Annotated in this window: 16 protein-coding genes; 4 read left to right on the top strand and 12 right to left on the bottom strand. The window is 46.8% G+C overall.

The window, feature by feature from the left end:
• Positions 1-11: 11 nt before the first annotated feature.
• Genes cysA through cysT form a run of 3 tightly spaced genes read right to left on the bottom strand, consistent with a single transcriptional unit; the run spans position 12 to position 2,687 of the window.
• Positions 12-1,076 carry a sulfate ABC transporter ATP-binding protein gene (gene cysA, locus MKY92_RS07120; protein WP_127544178.1) on the bottom strand — a complete coding sequence of 355 codons (1,065 nt, stop codon included), beginning with the start codon at positions 1,074-1,076 and terminating at the stop codon, positions 12-14.
• A 1-nt stretch (position 1,077) separates the two neighbouring features.
• Entirely contained in the window at positions 1,078-1,875 is a 798-nt protein-coding gene (locus tag MKY92_RS07115) for a sulfate ABC transporter permease subunit (RefSeq protein ID WP_017689977.1), read from the bottom strand.
• A complete protein-coding gene (gene cysT / locus MKY92_RS07110) occupies positions 1,872-2,687 on the bottom strand; it encodes a sulfate ABC transporter permease subunit CysT (protein ID WP_076209445.1) in 816 nt (271 codons plus the stop codon). Before cysT ends, MKY92_RS07115 begins: the two co-directional genes overlap by 4 nt.
• 492 nt (positions 2,688-3,179) lie before the next feature.
• Between cysT and MKY92_RS07105 the strand changes: the two genes are divergently transcribed.
• Positions 3,180-3,581: a secondary thiamine-phosphate synthase enzyme YjbQ gene (locus MKY92_RS07105; RefSeq protein ID WP_076327247.1), complete on the top strand. Its 402-nt coding sequence runs from the start codon at positions 3,180-3,182 to the stop codon at positions 3,579-3,581.
• Positions 3,582-3,771: 190 nt separating this feature from the next.
• Here MKY92_RS07105 and MKY92_RS07100 read toward each other — a convergent pair whose 3' ends face one another.
• The 5 genes from MKY92_RS07100 to tkt all read right to left on the bottom strand — a co-directional run bounded on the left by MKY92_RS07100 (position 3,772) and on the right by tkt (position 9,393).
• Positions 3,772-4,374: a TetR/AcrR family transcriptional regulator gene (locus MKY92_RS07100; RefSeq protein WP_339299871.1), complete on the bottom strand. Its 603-nt coding sequence runs from the start codon at positions 4,372-4,374 to the stop codon at positions 3,772-3,774.
• Between the two features lie 5 nt (positions 4,375-4,379).
• Complete coding sequence (locus tag MKY92_RS07095; protein WP_339301723.1) at positions 4,380-5,012, bottom strand: YigZ family protein; 633 nt, start codon at positions 5,010-5,012, stop codon at positions 4,380-4,382.
• A gap of 176 nt (positions 5,013-5,188) precedes the next feature.
• Positions 5,189-6,544, bottom strand: a complete 1,356-nt coding sequence (locus MKY92_RS07090) for a glucose-6-phosphate isomerase (protein ID WP_339299870.1) — start codon at positions 6,542-6,544, stop codon at positions 5,189-5,191.
• A 189-nt stretch (positions 6,545-6,733) separates the two neighbouring features.
• The gene (locus MKY92_RS07085; RefSeq protein WP_017689983.1) at positions 6,734-7,051 is read right to left on the bottom strand and encodes a pyrimidine/purine nucleoside phosphorylase; all 318 of its coding nucleotides are present in this window, start codon (positions 7,049-7,051) and stop codon (positions 6,734-6,736) included.
• A 299-nt stretch (positions 7,052-7,350) separates the two neighbouring features.
• Entirely contained in the window at positions 7,351-9,393 is a 2,043-nt protein-coding gene (gene tkt, locus MKY92_RS07080; protein WP_036610788.1) for a transketolase, read from the bottom strand.
• A gap of 545 nt (positions 9,394-9,938) precedes the next feature.
• On the opposite strand from tkt, the gene MKY92_RS07075 reads away from it, so the two are divergent.
• Positions 9,939-10,307 carry a hypothetical protein gene (locus MKY92_RS07075; protein WP_339299869.1) on the top strand — a complete coding sequence of 123 codons (369 nt, stop codon included), beginning with the start codon at positions 9,939-9,941 and terminating at the stop codon, positions 10,305-10,307.
• Between the two features lie 74 nt (positions 10,308-10,381).
• Here MKY92_RS07075 and purU read toward each other — a convergent pair whose 3' ends face one another.
• Positions 10,382-11,275 carry a formyltetrahydrofolate deformylase gene (purU, locus tag MKY92_RS07070; RefSeq protein WP_339299868.1) on the bottom strand — a complete coding sequence of 298 codons (894 nt, stop codon included), beginning with the start codon at positions 11,273-11,275 and terminating at the stop codon, positions 10,382-10,384.
• Between the two features lie 42 nt (positions 11,276-11,317).
• A complete protein-coding gene (locus MKY92_RS07065) occupies positions 11,318-12,424 on the bottom strand; it encodes a deoxyribonuclease IV (protein WP_221819193.1) in 1,107 nt (368 codons plus the stop codon).
• 170 nt (positions 12,425-12,594) lie between these two features.
• Between MKY92_RS07065 and MKY92_RS07060 the strand changes: the two genes are divergently transcribed.
• The gene (locus MKY92_RS07060; protein WP_176872741.1) at positions 12,595-13,062 is read left to right on the top strand and encodes a DUF2621 domain-containing protein; all 468 of its coding nucleotides are present in this window, start codon (positions 12,595-12,597) and stop codon (positions 13,060-13,062) included.
• 165 nt (positions 13,063-13,227) lie between these two features.
• Complete coding sequence (locus tag MKY92_RS07055) at positions 13,228-14,139, top strand: TIGR01777 family oxidoreductase (RefSeq protein WP_076209452.1); 912 nt, start codon at positions 13,228-13,230, stop codon at positions 14,137-14,139.
• Positions 14,140-14,151: 12 nt separating this feature from the next.
• On the opposite strand, the gene MKY92_RS07050 is transcribed toward MKY92_RS07055, so the two are convergent.
• Both MKY92_RS07050 and MKY92_RS07045 read right to left on the bottom strand, forming a co-directional pair.
• Entirely contained in the window at positions 14,152-15,924 is a 1,773-nt protein-coding gene (locus MKY92_RS07050; RefSeq protein ID WP_339299867.1) for a DUF6382 domain-containing protein, read from the bottom strand.
• A 298-nt stretch (positions 15,925-16,222) separates the two neighbouring features.
• Entirely contained in the window at positions 16,223-16,732 is a 510-nt protein-coding gene (locus MKY92_RS07045) for a prepilin peptidase (RefSeq protein ID WP_339299865.1), read from the bottom strand.
• Between the last annotated feature and the right edge of the window lies 1 nt (position 16,733).

Below are 16,733 nucleotides of genomic sequence, written 5' to 3'. Positions count from 1 at the left end.
TTCCACTTGATCTAAATCATCACCGGCATCGGGTCTTCCTTCAGTCGGTTCTCAACCACCCAACTGTTGGAGTCATTGAACAGGTATGCACGGTGTACCAGGACTCGAATTTGTTGACCGATCTCCAATGTTGTTTTCTCCAGGGAACGATATGTGATTAACTTATGACCCTGTACGTCCACCTCTACCATCCATTCACTGCCGCGGAAATGAAGATGTTTGACTGTACCTTTTTCGGTTGCAGACAACATGGTGAATTCGTTTTTCAAGCCGATCTCAATATACTCCGGTCGGATCAGCGCTTTGGTACCTTCACCCTCAACCGCATGTTCGAACCCTTTCAGCTGTGAAGCATCCTCCACAACCGTTGACTCCCCGATAAATGTAGCCACAAACGGTGTCTGCGGGTTTTTGTAGATATCCCAAGGTGTGCCCTTCTGCTCCAGACGACCTTGGCTGATAATCATAATCTCGTCCGCCACTTCAATCGCTTCATCCTGGTCATGCGTTACAAAAATCGAAGTGATTCCTACCCGCTCGATTAGCTCACGTAACCATGAGCGCAGTTCCTGACGGATCTTGGCATCAATGGCCGCGAACGGTTCGTCCAGCAATAACAGCTGTGGCTCCGGGGCGAGTGCTCTGGCAAAAGCAACACGCTGACGCTGCCCACCAGATAACTGATGCGGATAGCGCTGTTCGAAACCTTTTAACCCGGTCAGTTCAACAAGTTCCATCACCCGATCACGGATCTGGGCTTTTGGTGTCTTCTTAACCTTGAGTCCAAAGGCGATATTCTCAAATACCGTCATATGTTTGAACAAGGCATAGTTCTGGAATACAAATCCGATGCCCCGCTCCTGTGGAGGCAGATGGTTCACGACTTTTCCGTGAAAGCGAATCTCTCCGGAACCCGGATTCTCCAGACCCGCAAGCATCCGCAGAATGGACGTTTTCCCACCTCCGCTGGGTCCAAGCAGACCGATCAGATGGCCTTTGGCAATATCGAATGAGACATCTTTTACCGCATGAAAATCACCGAAATGTTTGTTCAAATCACGGACTTCTACATGCATATCAATGCACTTCCTTTCGCTTCTTGGCCCATTCCATCATAAGCAGCAGCCCGACGGAGAAGGTGACCAGCACCAATGCCACACCATTTGCGGCAGCCACATTAAAATTCTCAACATCCTGATACACCAGGGTTGTTGCGGTCTGTGTTTTGTTCATGATATTACCGGATACCACCAGCACTGCACCGAATTCCCCAAGCGAGCGCGCAACCGTCAAGACTAGACCATACACTACCGCCCAGCGGATCGAAGGCCATGTCACACTCCAGAACGTTCTCCAGCCGTAGGCGCCAAGTGTAGATGCAGCCTCTTCTTGCTGGGAACCGAGTTCCTGCAGGACAGGCATAACCTCTCTGACCATCAGTGGAAAGGTAACAAATAACGTTGCGATCACCATACCCGGGAAGGCATAGACCACATTGAATCCGATCCCTTCAAAAAAAGCGCCCATAATGCTGTTAGGTCCCAACATCAACACAATCATCAAGCCGCCAATGACAGGAGATACGGCATAAGGCAGGTCTACAATGCTGTTCAGCAGCCCTTTTATCCGTTCACTCAGCCATCCGGCACGAACCAGATACAGAGCCATCATGATGCCAAACAATGTATTTAACAGGGTGACCACCAGAACCACCAGTCCGGTCATCATCAAGGCATGTAACGCCTCAGGGCGCATCAGCCCTTTCAGGAATCCGCCTGCCCCGTCTTCAAATGCGCCAATAAAAATGCGTCCAAGCGGGATGATCAGCAGTACAATAAATACCGCAAACGTCAGTCCGATTAACAGTCGTCTCATCGTCTTCTCCCCCGCATCTGCACCAGATTGATCAGCCAGAGGATCAGGAAGGAGAGCGTCAGGAGCAACACGGATACAGCAGCAGCCCCCGTTGGATTATCACTTTCAATCTCCCCGTAGATAAATACGGAAGCAGTCAGTGTTCTTCCGGGAATGTTACCAGCCACCAGCACAACAGCCCCGAATTCAGCCAGTCCTCTCGAGAAAGCCAGCATCCCCCCACTGATCATGCCAGGTGCCATAGAAGGCAGAATAACCTGCATGAACGTGCGAGCCTTGGATGCCCCCATCGTGTACGAGGCCTCTTCCTCGGAAGGATCGATTTCTTCCAGCAAAGGCTGCACTGCACGGATAACAAACGGAAACGTGACAAAGGTCATCGCGATAACAATGGCGGGCTGGTGAAATACAATCTCAAATCCCATGGATTCTGCCAGTTTCCCGATGACACTGACCGGACCCAAAAGCAGCATAATCATCAAGCCGCCCACCGCTGTTGGCAGTGCAAACGGGAGATCAACCAGACTGTTGAGAAACGATCGACCTACAAAGCGATACCTTGTCAACACCCAGGCGATCATCGTGCCCAAAACCACATTAATCAGCGTGGCAATGACGGCCAGCCGAATGGTCAGCAGTACGGCTTTCCACGCGATGGGGTCCATAATGCTCTGGACAAAGTTGCTCCATCCTTCGGAGAAGGAATTGACGTACACACCGATGATTGGAAGTACAATAAGTACGATAAAATATAACAATACGGTACTGCGGAATCCCCAAGTCCATCCCTTATGACGAAGAACGGTATTCATTGCTGCGTTCCCTCCCAGCCTCCGGCTTTAGCTCCGGTCGGCAGTCTTCCTGGCTTTAATACGACATTTTTCCTAAGTTGGATGATATTACTTTAATATTATTCCCATTAGTCTACTTGGTTTTGCTTTTCTGATACTTTACCAGTTTGCAGTGCTAATCGTCAATGCTTTTATTGAATATAATTGGGCCACATATGAGATTAATTAATTAAAATCGCACTGCACACTACGCGGCCAGAACAACCTTCCGATCACTGTTATCCCAGATTCTTTGATCCCCTCTTTTAAGGGGAAATCCGCTGATAAAGGCGAAGCTTATGCTTCCGAAGCAGCTTTCTTACAGAAAGCTTTGAGCTTCCGCTTCTTCAGGTTATTTCTGCTCTCTCCGTTATGATGCGATTCAGATATCCGTCTTCATATGTGGTTTGTTTGGTATGTAATGGTTAAGGTACAATCGAGGGTAAGAAATGAGATTCAAAGGAGTGATCTAACATGTTATATACGAAGAATATATCCACTTCCACACGAGACGAAATGAAGGATATCACATGGGATGTAAAGCAAGTTGTCCAGAGTAGCGGTGTACAGAATGGGACGGTGCTCATCTACTGTCCTCATACGACGGCGGGGATTGCCATCAACGAAAATGCAGACCCGGATGTAAAACACGATGTATTGTTGCGCCTTGATGAAGTGTACCCTTGGGAGCATCCCGAATATCGACATGCCGAAGGCAATACAGCCTCTCATCTCAAATCGATTACAACAGGGCCATCACAAACGGTGATTATTCACGAAGGCAGGCTGCTGCTTGGCCGCTGGCAAGGCATTTACTTTTGCGAATTCGATGGACCACGTGAGCGGGAGTACTTCCTCAAAATCATGGAAGGTTAGTTGGGTCCATTAGGCCTGCCACCCACTTGTTCATTTTTGATAAACACAAACAGGCGGTCCACCCTCATTCCGGGTCGGAGCCGCCTGACTTGGTTTGCTGCGCATACTAACTTTCGCGAGACAACGTTATAAAGGATTAAAGTTATGACAAATCACCGCCCTGAAGTGTAGGGGTGCAACAACAGCGCCATTATTGGTCGCCAGGCTGCTGACCCAGATTGCGGCACAGCACTTTGACATGAGACAGCGCAGACGATTCAATCTCCACAAACGTTAAACGGTCCTGAATGTAATAAGAAATGAATCCGTGCATAGCCAAAAATAGCGTACGCGGTACCCTTTGAATATCCTCTTCCGTACAGTTCTCTTCATTCATATACTGCCTTATAATCGATGCAAACAATTCGAAGCAACGTCCCTGTTCGGCACGACAATAAGACAACAGTTCTTCGTCCCTGATCATAAACATAATTTCGTATTGATATGGGTTCTCCAGACCAAAGCGAATAAACTCCATCATAATGTGCTCTACCTTGCTCACATCATCACGAACCGGCCTGACCATGGCTTGAAGCAGCAAATGGCCCAGATGATTAAAATCTTCAACCACGATGGCATAGAACAGCTCTGCCTTTTCCTTAAAGTGATAATACAGCGACCCATGACTATAGCCCAGATGCTGGCCGATGCTTCGCATCGAAATGGCGCGGTATCCTTTGGTAATAAAAAGGTGCCTCGCCGCCTCCAGTATCCGCTCCCTCGACAACTCCTGTTCGACTGCTCTTCTAGCCATATATTTTATTCCCCTTCAATAAAATAAAGCCGCTGTCCCTCCGTGATCCGGGATTGCCCTTGCGTCAAATCCGTGATCCAGGCTATAAAAGCCTCGGTTTCACTATCCGGCGGAAGACAAGTCAACGTAACCTTATCGGTGAATCCAGTTTCACCTGTACGGACTTCCCGGCTTCTTAACTCATTTTCCACTTTACCCAGCCACGTATAATCCAGTTCAACAAACACTTCACGATGCAGCACGTTGGTAATGGCTTCTCCGGCTTCAATGGCTGCTACAGCTCCATCCGTATAAGCACGAATTAACCCGCCAGCTCCAAGCATAATTCCCCCGAAGTATCGCGTAACCACAATTGCCACATTTTTTAATTTCTGATTTTTGATCACTTCAAGAATGGGTTTCCCTGCTGTTCCGCTGGGTTCCCCGTCATCGGATTGCTTCTGGATCTCGTCCCGCTCCCCAATCATGTATGCAGAGCAGTTATGAGTTGCATTCCAATGTTTTTTCTTGATCTCTTCGATGAAAGCAACAGCTTCTGCCTCTGTCGTGACCGGCATAATATGACCGATAAATCGCGACTTCTTGATTACAATTTCCAGATTGCCCGGTCCTCGAACCGTGCGATAACGTTCAATCATCCCAAATCCAACTTTCTGATCTTTTCCTGAGTCCATTTTACAAGAAAGCAGTTCACCGCGCGAACGCGGACGAACTGCCCTGGTTATCTACATCCGGGAACCCTGCATCTTACACAAACAGTGATTCACGGTTAGATTTACATTACCTTATTCAACTATATGAGCAGACCGATGAATTATTCGGAAAGTCTCGCTTCGAGCGCTGCTTTCTCTTCTTCAAAGCCTGGTTTGCCCAGCAATGCGAACATATTTTTCTTGTAAGCTTCCACGCCTGGTTGGTCAAATGGGTTGACGCCCAGCAGGTAGCCACTGATACCGCATGCTTTTTCAAAGAAGTATACCAGATATCCGAAAGAATATGGAGTCATATCTGGAATGTTCACAATCAGGTTTGGTACTTGACCATCTGTATGTGCAAGCAGTGTTCCCTGGAATGCTTTTTTGTTAACAAAGTCCATCGTTTTACCTTCAAGGAAGTTCAGACCATCCAGATCGTCCGGATCGGATTTGATTGAGATATGCTCAGAAACTTCAGTAACCTGGATAACAGTTTCGAAGATATTCCGGCTACCTTCCTGAATGAATTGACCCATGGAGTGCAAGTCTGTAGAGAAATCAACGGATGCAGGATAGATCCCTTTGTAGTCTTTACCTTCACTCTCTCCAAACAGTTGTTTCCACCACTCAGATACGAAGTGCAGGGAAGGCTCGTAGTTTACAAGAATCTCAGTTCCTTTGCCTTTGCGATACAATGCGTTACGAACTGCAGCATATTGATATGCTTCATTCTCAGCTACGTTCGGGTTGCTGTATTCTTTGGATGCGTCAGCCGCACCTTGAATCATTTCTTCGATGCTGATACCAGCTGCTGCGATTGGCAGCAAACCTACAGCTGTCAGAACGGAGTAACGTCCGCCTACATCATCAGGGATAATGAAAGATTCGTATCCTTCTGCATTTGCCAGTTCTTTCAATGCACCGCGTGCTTTGTCTGTTGTAGCATAGATGCGTTTGCGAGCTTCTTCTTTACCATATTTCTCTTCCAGTGCTGCACGGAAGATACGGAATGCAATTGCCGGCTCTGTTGTTGTACCGGATTTGGAGATGACGTTAACGGAGAAATCTTTGCCTTCAACCAGATCCAGCAAATGAGTTACATATGTGGAGCTGATATTGTTTCCTGCAAAATAGATTTCAGGCGTTTTGCGTTTGTCTTTTGGCAGATTGTTATAGAAAGAGTGAGTCAGCATTTCAATCGCTGCACGTGCACCCAGGTATGATCCACCGATACCGATAACGATCAGTACTTCGGAGTCGCTTTGGATTTTGGCAGCCGCTTTTTGAATGCGGGCGAACTCTTCTTTGTCATAAGCCGTTGGAAGGTCAATCCAGCCGAGATAATCGGAGCCTGTTCCTGTTCCGTTGTGAAGCTGCTCATGAGCCAGACGAATCGGTTCTGCAAAATAATCCACTTCGTGCTGATTTACAAATTGCAATGCCGTGCTATAGTCAAATGTCACTTTTTTTGCCATGATCTCAAAAACCTCCTGATTTCGGTTATATTTTTTCCGTATCCGTATTCCATTCTAAACAACTTGCCTTAAGGATACTTCAAATCCACGGGGCTGACAAGCTTGCAGCTCGAACTTTGTCGTTAGAATTCAAGAAGCAAAAAGGGTAAACCGAATCCGCGGGTTGCGGTTCTGCTTACCCTTCTTATGTTATTCCGCCGGGTACGAGCAGACGTAGTCAGTAACGCTGCGTATCTCCAGTTTAAATTTGGATTCGGCAGGCACGTGGAACGTAGCTTGACCTTGAATCTCTTGCCACTCTTCTTCTCCGGGAAGCAATACTTTCAGATCTCCGGACAGAATCTCCATAATTTCACGGGAATCCGTACCGAACTCATAACTGCCTGGAAGCATGATGCCCAGAGTCACTTTGCTGCCATCCCCCAAAATAACCGTTCTGCTGGTTACCTGACCATCATAATAAATGTTGGCCTCTTTCACTACACTGACTTGATCGAATTGTGACATGCGTACCCGCTCCCCTGAAGTTAATGAAAACAAAAGGCAAAACAGATCAGGGCGATAACGAGTTACCGCCCATGCTCTGCGGAAATAACTTACTGCCATGGATCAGGACAGCATGACGCCCTCCCAACCATAGCAGCGCTTATGAAGCTATAAGTGTGTGTTCAAAAAGTCAGGTTTTCAGTACCGAGAAGATGGGATGAAGCTAGAAATGGAGTATTTCGGCTGAATCCCATATTCGATGCTGATGATGCCGTGAGGCATCCTTCATAATCAAAAGCAGACTTTTCGAACAACCTCTATTACAGCAATGCTTTTACGCGGCTAACCACGTTATCCACTGTAAAGCCATATTCTTGGATAACACGGTCACCAGGCGCGGATGCACCAAATGTGCTTATTCCGAGAATGTCACCTTGATCTCCAACATATTTCTCCCAGCCCATTGGATAAGCCATTTCAATCGCAAGACGCGCTTTAACATCCGGAAGAAGAACGGACTCTTTATAAGCTTTGTCTTGTTTCTCGAACAGATCCCAGCTTGGCATACTGATTACGCGAACTTGGATGCCTTGTTCAGCAAGTGCTGCTTGAGCTTTAACAGCCAATTGCACTTCAGAACCTGTAGCGATGATTTGTGCTACCGCTTTGCCATCTTTTGCATCAGAGACAACATAAGCACCACGTTTCACGTTCTCACGTGAACCTTCAACCGTACCTTCCAGGATCGGCAGGTTTTGACGAGTGAGTACGAGTGCAACCGGGTTGCTCTTGTTCTCAAGCGCGTAAGCCCAAGCAGCCGAAGTTTCATTACCATCAGCCGGACGAATAACCGTCAGGTTAGGAATGATACGCAGGGATGCCAATTGCTCGATCGGTTCATGCGTAGGACCGTCTTCACCAACAGCGATACTGTCGTGAGTCAGAACATACGTTACAGGCAGTCCCATCAGGGCAGCCAGACGAACAGCCGGACGCAGGTAATCGGTAAATACGAAGAACGTACCTCCGAATACTTTCACACCGCTGTGCAGTGCCATACCGTTCATTGCTCCTGCCATACCGAATTCACGGATACCGAAGTAGATGTTACGGCCGGAGTAATCTTCAGGTGTGAAGTTCTCCAGGTTGTTCAAGTGAGTCATTGTGGAGCTTTCCAAGTCAGCAGATCCACCTGTCAGTTGTGGCACATTGTGCGCCAGACCGTTCAGAGCGTTACCGGATGCTACACGAGTGGAGAGCGCTTTGTCTGTTGCTGCATATTTAGGAAGATCACGGTCCCAACCTTCTGGAAGGTCGCCGTTAATCGCTGTTTCGAATTGAGCTGCCAGCTCAGGGAAAGCTTTTTTGTACTCGGCAAATTTCTCGTCCCAAGCTTTGTTTGCAGAGATACCACGATCTTTCACTTGTGCAAAGTGATCGCGAACTTCAGCAGGTACGTGGAAGTTTTCTTCGTAAACCCATTTGTAATACTCTTTAGTCAATTTGGCTTCGTCTGCACCCAGTGGAGATCCGTGAGTACCGCCGTGGCCGCCTTTACCTTGTTTGTTCGGGCTACCATAACCGATAACCGTTTTAACTTCGATCAGTGTAGGACGCAGTGTATCTGCTTGACCTTCCTGAATTGCTTTTTCGATTGCAGGCAGATCGTTACCATCTTCAACGCGCAGCACTTGCCAGCCATAAGCTTCAAAACGCTTAGCGATGCTTTCGGAAGAAGACAGATCCAATTTACCATCAAGCGTGATGTCATTGGAGTCGAACAACATGATCAGTTTGCCCAGGTGCAAACGTCCAGCCAGGGAAGCTGATTCATGAGATACGCCTTCCATCAAGTCACCATCACCACAGATTGCGTAAGTGTAGTGGTCAACTACGTTGAATTTGTCTTTATTGTATGTTGCGCCCAGTTGAGCTTCAGCCATCGCCATACCTACAGCCATTGCAATACCTTGACCCAGTGGGCCAGTTGTTGCATCAACACCTGCAGTATGTCCGAATTCCGGGTGACCCGGAGTTTTGCTTCCCCATTGACGGAACTGTTTCAGTTCTTCCATTGGAAGATCATATCCGCTCAGGTGCAGCAAGCTGTACAGCAACATGGAGCCATGTCCTGCAGACAGGACAAAACGGTCCCGGTTAACCCAAGTTGGGTGGTCCGGGTTATGAGTCATCGTTTTTGCAAAAAGTTGGTACCCCATTGGAGCGGAGCCCATAGGCATACCCGGATGTCCGGAATTTGCCTTCTCAATTGCATCAATCGCCAAAGTACGTACGGTAGTAATCGACAGGTTGTCGATTGTAGTGTTCTCGTCCTTTTGAATCGCTTCGTTCTTGTCAGTCATGGTTTGTCCTCCTCATGTCTTTAGATAAGTCGGGTGCGCAAGCGAATCCCTCTCATCATACAAGCAAACCGAATTTCACAATAAGTGAATCCGCTTGAGTGTTTCATTTTGACTTATTCACTTTTGTATTGTATCACTTGGCGTGAAGCTTTTCCATAACCTTCTTTTAGAAGTTCGTGAAAATCGGTGGTTTGTGATGAATAATCCTTGGCTTATCAAGCAAAAATCGCACTTTACAAGGTACTAAATTCCAAAAGCAGACTTAAGGAGCCTCACAAATCCATCGCATGAAGTATAACCTTTAACCTGAAAACCATGCATTTTTTAGATATTCATCCTCAATTCACATATAATGTTCCTTAATTATGGATTCGAGATTCGGGCATTGGTTTACTTTTCAAATGTACACTCGTCAATCATAGGAGGTCACGATCACGCCAGATCCTGCTGCTCACCCATCAACATCGGTAAAACACTCATTACCCTGGTTATCCGGTATTTTAACGGGAATTCTCTCGGGAGTTGTACTGGGATTTTTCCTCAAAATGATTCAGGCCAACACAGGTGAACAAGTATATACTCTGCTGCTGAATATTGATTTTGTGCCTGGTCTTCCGCCAACCTTACCCGAATTCATTGAATTTGCTTTGCATCTCATCGTGTCCGTTGTCATCGGTATCTTCTATCTGTGGTGGGTACGACATTCAGGCGGCCCTATGATCAAAGGAATTTTACTTGGTGCAGTCTCGTCCTTGCTCTATATCCCACTCTCTCAATTGTCATCACGTGTTCCAGACCTGTACGATCTGTCCGCCATCCTCTACTGGATTGTAGGACATCTGCTGTTTGGTATTATGCTTGGCTTGTGCGGAAAGTATATCAACACAACAAAAAAAGCGACTCCCGTTTCATAAACGAAATGGGGTCGCTTTGTTGTTAATCTATTACGTGGTTCCGAATCAACCTTGCACAGTATTAAAGCATGAGCTTAAAATACGACGGTTTTATTTTCGTGAACAAGAACACGGTCTTCAACATGCCATTTCACGGCACGTGCGAGCACAACACGCTCAATGGTACGTCCGATACGTTTCAGCTCGGTTACATCGTCCCCGTGGCTTACACGTTGCACGTCCTGTTCAATAATCGGGCCGCCATCCAGTTCTTCCGTAACATAATGCGCTGTTGCACCGATAATTTTGACACCACGGTTGTACGCCTGCGCATACGGTTTACCACCCACAAAGGCTGGCAGGAACGAATGGTGGATATTAATGATTCGATTACGGTAGTGCTCAATAAACATGGGAGAGATGATCTGCATGTAACGAGCCAGAATGATCACATCCACATCGTTGCCGATGACGTCCAGTTGGCGCTGTTCCGCTTCTTTCTTCGTATCTGCTGTAACCGGAATATGATGATATGGAATACCGAATGATTCTACATAGTCCTTCATGTCCAGATGGTTGCTGACCACAAGCGCAATATCGGCATCCAGGTCGCCTGCCTGCCATTGCCACAACAATTCAACCAGACAATGATCTTCTTTAGATACAAAGATAGCCAGTTTCTTCTTGCGGCTGACCGCAGATAACGTCCACTCCATTTGGAAACGGCTTGCCACTTCTGCAAAATCAGCTTCCAGTTTCGGCAAATTGACCAACAATTGCGGAAGATCAAACTCAATCCGCATAAAGAACATGCCGCCAGCAGGGTCCATGGTATACTGGTCCGACTGAACGATGTTTGCACCATGCTGGTGCAGGAAATGAGAGACGGCAGCTACAATTCCTGGACCATCGGGACAGGAAATAAGCATGCGCGCACGATCCGCGCGGTTTTTAGAATCAGGGCGTACTTGTTTAGTGTGGATCTCCATCGGGTTATTCTTCCTCCTTCAATTAAGCCATGACCTGCGGGATTAACCCGCAAGCCATGCAATCAAGCGATGATTCAGTTGTTCTTCATTCAAATGCGGGAATAGTGCAGCTTCAGCCACCATGTCATAGAGGCGTTCCAGCGGTTCGCGCGGATCTGCCTTTTTGGCTTTGGCATCATTTTTGAGCAGCGTCCACACATCCAGAATATACGAACGGGACTCAATCTCTTTACCTTTGAAAAAGTGTTGCAACTGCTCTACTTCTGTCAGGAATTCCTGGCCGAAACGACCGGCAACATCCCCACGCAGCAGCGCAATCTCCACTTCATACATTGGACGCTGTGTCTTGGCCTCTTTACCAATCCAAGGTGTCTCCAGAATAAATGGACGTCCTTGAAGCTTCTCATGGTTGACGATGCGGTTAATCGCCTCAAACCCGATCCAGCCAGAACCAATTGGTGTATGACGGTCCTTGTGCGCACCCACAGCATTCTTACTATCATTAATATGCATTACGGCAATGCGGTCAAGTCCTACCGTACGATCGAATTGTTCCAATACACCGTCAAAATCGTTAACGATATCGTATCCGGCATCATGAATGTGGCATGTATCCATACACACTGTCAGGCGCTCGTTATACGTTACTTTCTCAATAATCTGGGCGATCTCTTCGAAACTGCGCCCCATCTCCGTACCTTTGCCAGCCATGGTCTCCAGAGCGATGTTCACATCTGTCTCTTTCACACCCTCCAGCACTTCATTCAACCCTTCTGCGATCCGTCCGATCCCATAGTGGGCATCTTTATCCGTAAATGCGCCGGGATGTAATACGATGTTTTTGACACCAATGGCATGTGTACGACGGATCTCTTCCTGAAGAAAATCTACAGCGAGTCTATACGTGTTGTCTTTGTATGAGCCAAGATTAATAATGTACGGTGCATGGACAACGATATCTTCCATTCCACCCTCTTGCATGGCAAGTTTGCCTTCTTCAATATACATGGATTCGATTGGCTTTCGACGTGTATTCTGTGGTGCACCCGTATATATCATAAACGAACTGGAACCGTACGAGGACGCTTCCTTCGTTGCACTCAATAATCCCTTGTCCGAAAAGGACACGTGGGAGCCGATTTTCAGCATTATTGATCCCCCTTAATCTGAATTATCCCTTATTCTAACGCGATTATCGAAATAAATCTAGAAATGCGCTATAATTCGGGATAGAGGCTATTTTTTACAGCTAATATGTGGAACATGGGTAGGCGGAATCCGTCTTTCTGTGAAAATCAATGAACCGAGGTGACTCCGCAATGATTTTCGACTCCTACGCGATGATACTGACCAGCAGTTCCCCCAGCAATTGGTTTATGAATACGATCGCATTCTGGACTTTTTTATTGCTAGGCAGCATGTGTATCGGTGGATTCTTCATGATGCGCAAGTTTTTGAAAGTGCTACCAAAAGCGGATGGAAAGTCCAAACTGGATTGGCAGAATTATTGGGTTGAAGCCAGCCGTCACTTATGGACAGATGAAGCCAAAGCTTTTTTGGATCAACTTGTGGAGCCTGTGCCAGGGCCATTTCGTGACATTGCCAAACATTCCATTGCTGCAGAGATCGGTAAAATTGCAGTTGAAGACAATGCCACGGAAGTATCGAGAGATCACTGCATCAAAGGTTACATTATAGCCACACCGAAGCGGGATAATAAGTTTTTGGTCAAATTTTTGGAGAAAAACAAAATCGATTATTCCCCTTATCAACATTTGATTAAATAAAATAAAAGATGAGTTAAGTGGCATATAAATTTGGTTAATTAGATACAGATATGCTCCGTCAGGTAAGTTATTCCCAACAGGCATTGCTTACCGTACGGGGCTGTTTGTCGATCCAACGGTAAGGTAATATATCAGCGCAGTGAAAATACAGAGAGGATGTTTGATATGAAAATTGCCATTTGTGGAGGTACCGGATTTGTGGGAGGAGCACTTGTAGATTACTGGCTGCAAGCCGGGCACCATGTGAAAGTTATTACACGAAAACTGCCTGACTTGCATAATCCAAGTAAAAATCTTACATATATATCGTGGGAACAAGTCGAAGAACAACCTCACTTGCTGGAAGGTATGGACGCTCTCGTTAACCTTGCCGGAGAAACGTTGAATCAACGTTGGACAACCAAAGCGAAGCTGGAGATTGTTGAATCCAGAGTCACGACCGTAGCGCGGGTAGCCCGATTGGTGGAGTCTCTGGAACAAAAGCCGGAAGTGGTCGTTCAGGCTTCTGCCATGGCCATCTATGGAACCTCCCCTAACGAAACCTTTGACGAGAGCAGTCCACAAAAATCAATGAACTTCCCGTCCCGGGTCTCAGAACAATGGGAAATAGCTGCAGATGCCATCAAGCATGTCAGACTCGTCAAAATCAGGGTTAGCCTGGTGCTTGGCCATAAAAAAGGTGCTTTTCCATTGATGAAACTTCCTTATATGCTGGGTGTTGGTGGCAAGATCGGCAGTGGCAAGCAATGGACTAGCTGGATTCACATTATGGATATCGTAAGACTCATTGATTTTAGCATTCAAAATAAACAAGTATCAGGTCCAGTCAATGCTTCCTCACCGAACCCTGTCACCAATGATGAATTCGGTCGTACGGTCGGTAAAGTGTATCATCGCCCTCACTGGTTCCCCGTACCCAGCTTCCTGATTAAAACCTTGGTCGGAGAACTATCCGTTGTCGTGCTTCAAGGGCAGAGAGTCATTCCGCAAAAAGCTCTCGACCACGGTTTCCAATTCACTTTCCCAACCTTAACCCAGGCACTGGAAGATCTGAAGCACCGCGGATTATCTGACTGATTGAACTATGTCTTATCCAACCGACCGATAAGTGTAGACTGATTCCGCAAGTGTAAATGTGTCTCCATCCGCCAATGGATACTCCTTATACGGAGCAAGAATATTGCCCTGAAGAATGGTTCCATTGACGGAACCCAGATCCTTAATCACATAGCCGGATTTGTTCCGGCTCAATTCCACATGAGCACGGGACACGCCGGTCGCTGTGTCCACCCACTGAACCATGTCTGCTGATCTTCCGATGACAAAAGATGCTCCTTGCACATCCATCCGTTCATGTTGGTCACCGGTGCCAGATCTTCGTTCAAGATAATAAGACGCCATCACCGGGCCTTCCCCTGTAAATTTACCATTAGCCAGATTCTGCAAATTTACGGTTGCCTCCGCAACTGCATCATTTCGAATTAGTTCTGAAGTTGAAACTACCGTTTCCACATGGCGCTGAACGAACGGTGGTTCGGAGTGTTCAGGTGTCACATGCAGACTTGGATAACGGGAATGCTCGCTACCACCTTCTGAGGCGGATGCAACCATTTGTTTTATGCGTTCCGCTGGCCTTTCAGCTGTATTCCAGCGCCAACTTTCCTGGAATGGTTCCTCTTCATCTTCCATTTTCTCGCCTTTGTTCTTACTTAAATTGAATGAAAAAGACCGCTTATTCTCTGAATCATTATGAGGGCTTCCCTTACGCTTCCACGTCCATCCTGCTACACCAAACAAGCCAAGGCTTAGTACCATGCACAGGATCATCTGCGTCTGTCCCGGTTGCTCCATGTAAATAAATCTCCATACCAATGCCATGGCAACCATACAGCCCAATATGATATAGGTTACTTTGGAAGATCCGGGCTTCTCCTCCACTTCCATATCAACACGCTCTAGCGAATCATACGGGTTACTTCCTCTCTTATCCATACCATTTGAACTCTCTAATGAAGATTGCTCAGGTGAGCGCCTGCCTGGAAAGGTTCGAGATCTCACCGGAATGTCTTCCACCTCAGATTCACTCGTTTTCTGCGGCTGACGGAAATTTAGTTGCGGTCCCACAGCAGCATTTTGAATGGGAGTACCGGGTTGATATGGCCGAGAAGTACCAGTGGCTAGCCTGCTATCTCGCTCAGAAATCGACGAACGAAGATCACTTCTTGAATCATTGGGTGTTTCCGAAGTTCTGGACGAGAGAAATGCTGCGCCTCCTCCATTCTCTTGCTCGTCAGCATATAATTCCAAAAGAAGCTCTCGCAACTGTCTGATATCCCAGCGGTCATTGTCACATAACTGCAGAACACGCTGAATGCCTTCTCCCTGCAGTTCCTGTACATGTGCCATCAGCCTGATCACCAGCTCACGGAATTGCTGAGGCGTTGGATCAACTTCAACCGTATCCATGATTGGTACATATACCATCCCAAGCTCACCCTGTTCGAATGAACCGTTGATGAACAAGTACTCTTCCTGGATCAATAATTTACGAGGCTCCAGCATGTATTGCCGGCATTCCGTGAAGGCATCAGCTAGTTGGAACAACAAACCATACAGAACACGCAATTTGATTTTGCTGGACTTTAACATCTGAGATAACATCTTGTACCCTGATATGTCGTACTGCAAAGTTACATTTCGATCGACTTCCCGAATATGAACAGGCAGAAGTCGCGGAATCTGATTGGAGGACAACATCCCCATCTGTACCCGGCTCAATTCCTCCATTCGTAACCCGTCCTCTTTCTCCAAAACCATGAATGCTCCGCCGTTACGAATAAAATCTCTCGTTAATCCATACATGCCAATCCTCTCTTTCCGTTGCTATATAGGATCAACTAAAGAAAGTTACACTGGGTACTTCGATGACGGAACAACCTTCCGATCGCTGTTATCCCCAGATTTCTTGATTCCCTTTGTAAAGGGGAAAATCCGGGGATAAAGGCGAGCGCTCCGCTTCTTCAGGTTTTTTCCGTCCTCTCCGTTCTCGTGTAAAAAGTTTAGTTGATATAAGTTGAGTTACAATACACCACACTCTTCCACTCCAATCGCAGTGCTATCTTCGATCACTGTTATCCTAACGTTTTCCAGACTCCTGATATCAAGGGAAAAGTCCCGAGACAAGCACCGTGATAAATCCAGGTAACACCGCCAGCATAAACGGAAACTTCAATGTCTTCTCCTTGTTCACCAGTTTGAGGGAACCAAGCATGAAGAACCCCGCAAGATTGCCTGCCATGCCTCGAATCCGTTTCGCTGAGTCCTTTCGGAATAGAAGTATCACTAGACCAATTGCGCCCGCGTACAAAACGGAGTAAATAATGACATGAATGCCAAAAGCAAGTCCCGTCCATGCACCAATCCCACCAAACAATTTCACATCTCCTGCTCCTACGGCGCCAATCGCATACATCAGAAACAAAATACCAAAACCTGCTGCAAATCCAGCGACTGAGAACAAGAAACCATCCCAACCTCCCCATATGATATGGGCCAATACGCCTGCAACAGTCACGGGTAAAGTCAATCGATTTGGAATTTTCATTGAACGAATATCTGTAATAAAAGCTGCAATGACGTATAAGCCACAGACAATGTAAAACCACTCCACC

Source organism: Paenibacillus sp. FSL R5-0623 (genome assembly GCF_037974265.1).
GTDB lineage: Bacteria > Bacillota > Bacilli > Paenibacillales > Paenibacillaceae > Paenibacillus.
This window is presented reverse-complemented; position numbering and strand designations above follow the sequence as displayed.

Bases quoted from the DNA above. Each gene is read 5' to 3' on its own strand.
- cysA (WP_127544178.1), bottom strand. From the start codon at position 1,076: ATGCATGTAGAAGTCCGTGATTTGAACAAACATTTCGGTGATTTTCAT.
- MKY92_RS07115 (WP_017689977.1), bottom strand. From the start codon at position 1,875: ATGAGACGACTGTTAATCGGACTGACGTTTGCGGTATTTATTGTACTG.
- cysT (WP_076209445.1), bottom strand. From the start codon at position 2,687: ATGAATACCGTTCTTCGTCATAAGGGATGGACTTGGGGATTCCGCAGT.
- MKY92_RS07105 (WP_076327247.1), top strand. From the start codon at position 3,180: ATGTTATATACGAAGAATATATCCACTTCCACACGAGACGAAATGAAG.
- MKY92_RS07100 (WP_339299871.1), bottom strand. From the start codon at position 4,374: ATGGCTAGAAGAGCAGTCGAACAGGAGTTGTCGAGGGAGCGGATACTG.
- MKY92_RS07095 (WP_339301723.1), bottom strand. From the start codon at position 5,012: ATGATTGAACGTTATCGCACGGTTCGAGGACCGGGCAATCTGGAAATT.
- MKY92_RS07090 (WP_339299870.1), bottom strand. From the start codon at position 6,544: ATGGCAAAAAAAGTGACATTTGACTATAGCACGGCATTGCAATTTGTA.
- MKY92_RS07085 (WP_017689983.1), bottom strand. From the start codon at position 7,051: ATGTCACAATTCGATCAAGTCAGTGTAGTGAAAGAGGCCAACATTTAT.
- tkt (WP_036610788.1), bottom strand. From the start codon at position 9,393: ATGACTGACAAGAACGAAGCGATTCAAAAGGACGAGAACACTACAATC.
- MKY92_RS07075 (WP_339299869.1), top strand. From the start codon at position 9,939: ATGATTCAGGCCAACACAGGTGAACAAGTATATACTCTGCTGCTGAAT.
- purU (WP_339299868.1), bottom strand. From the start codon at position 11,275: ATGGAGATCCACACTAAACAAGTACGCCCTGATTCTAAAAACCGCGCG.
- MKY92_RS07065 (WP_221819193.1), bottom strand. From the start codon at position 12,424: ATGCTGAAAATCGGCTCCCACGTGTCCTTTTCGGACAAGGGATTATTG.
- MKY92_RS07060 (WP_176872741.1), top strand. From the start codon at position 12,595: ATGATTTTCGACTCCTACGCGATGATACTGACCAGCAGTTCCCCCAGC.
- MKY92_RS07055 (WP_076209452.1), top strand. From the start codon at position 13,228: ATGAAAATTGCCATTTGTGGAGGTACCGGATTTGTGGGAGGAGCACTT.
- MKY92_RS07050 (WP_339299867.1), bottom strand. From the start codon at position 15,924: ATGTATGGATTAACGAGAGATTTTATTCGTAACGGCGGAGCATTCATG.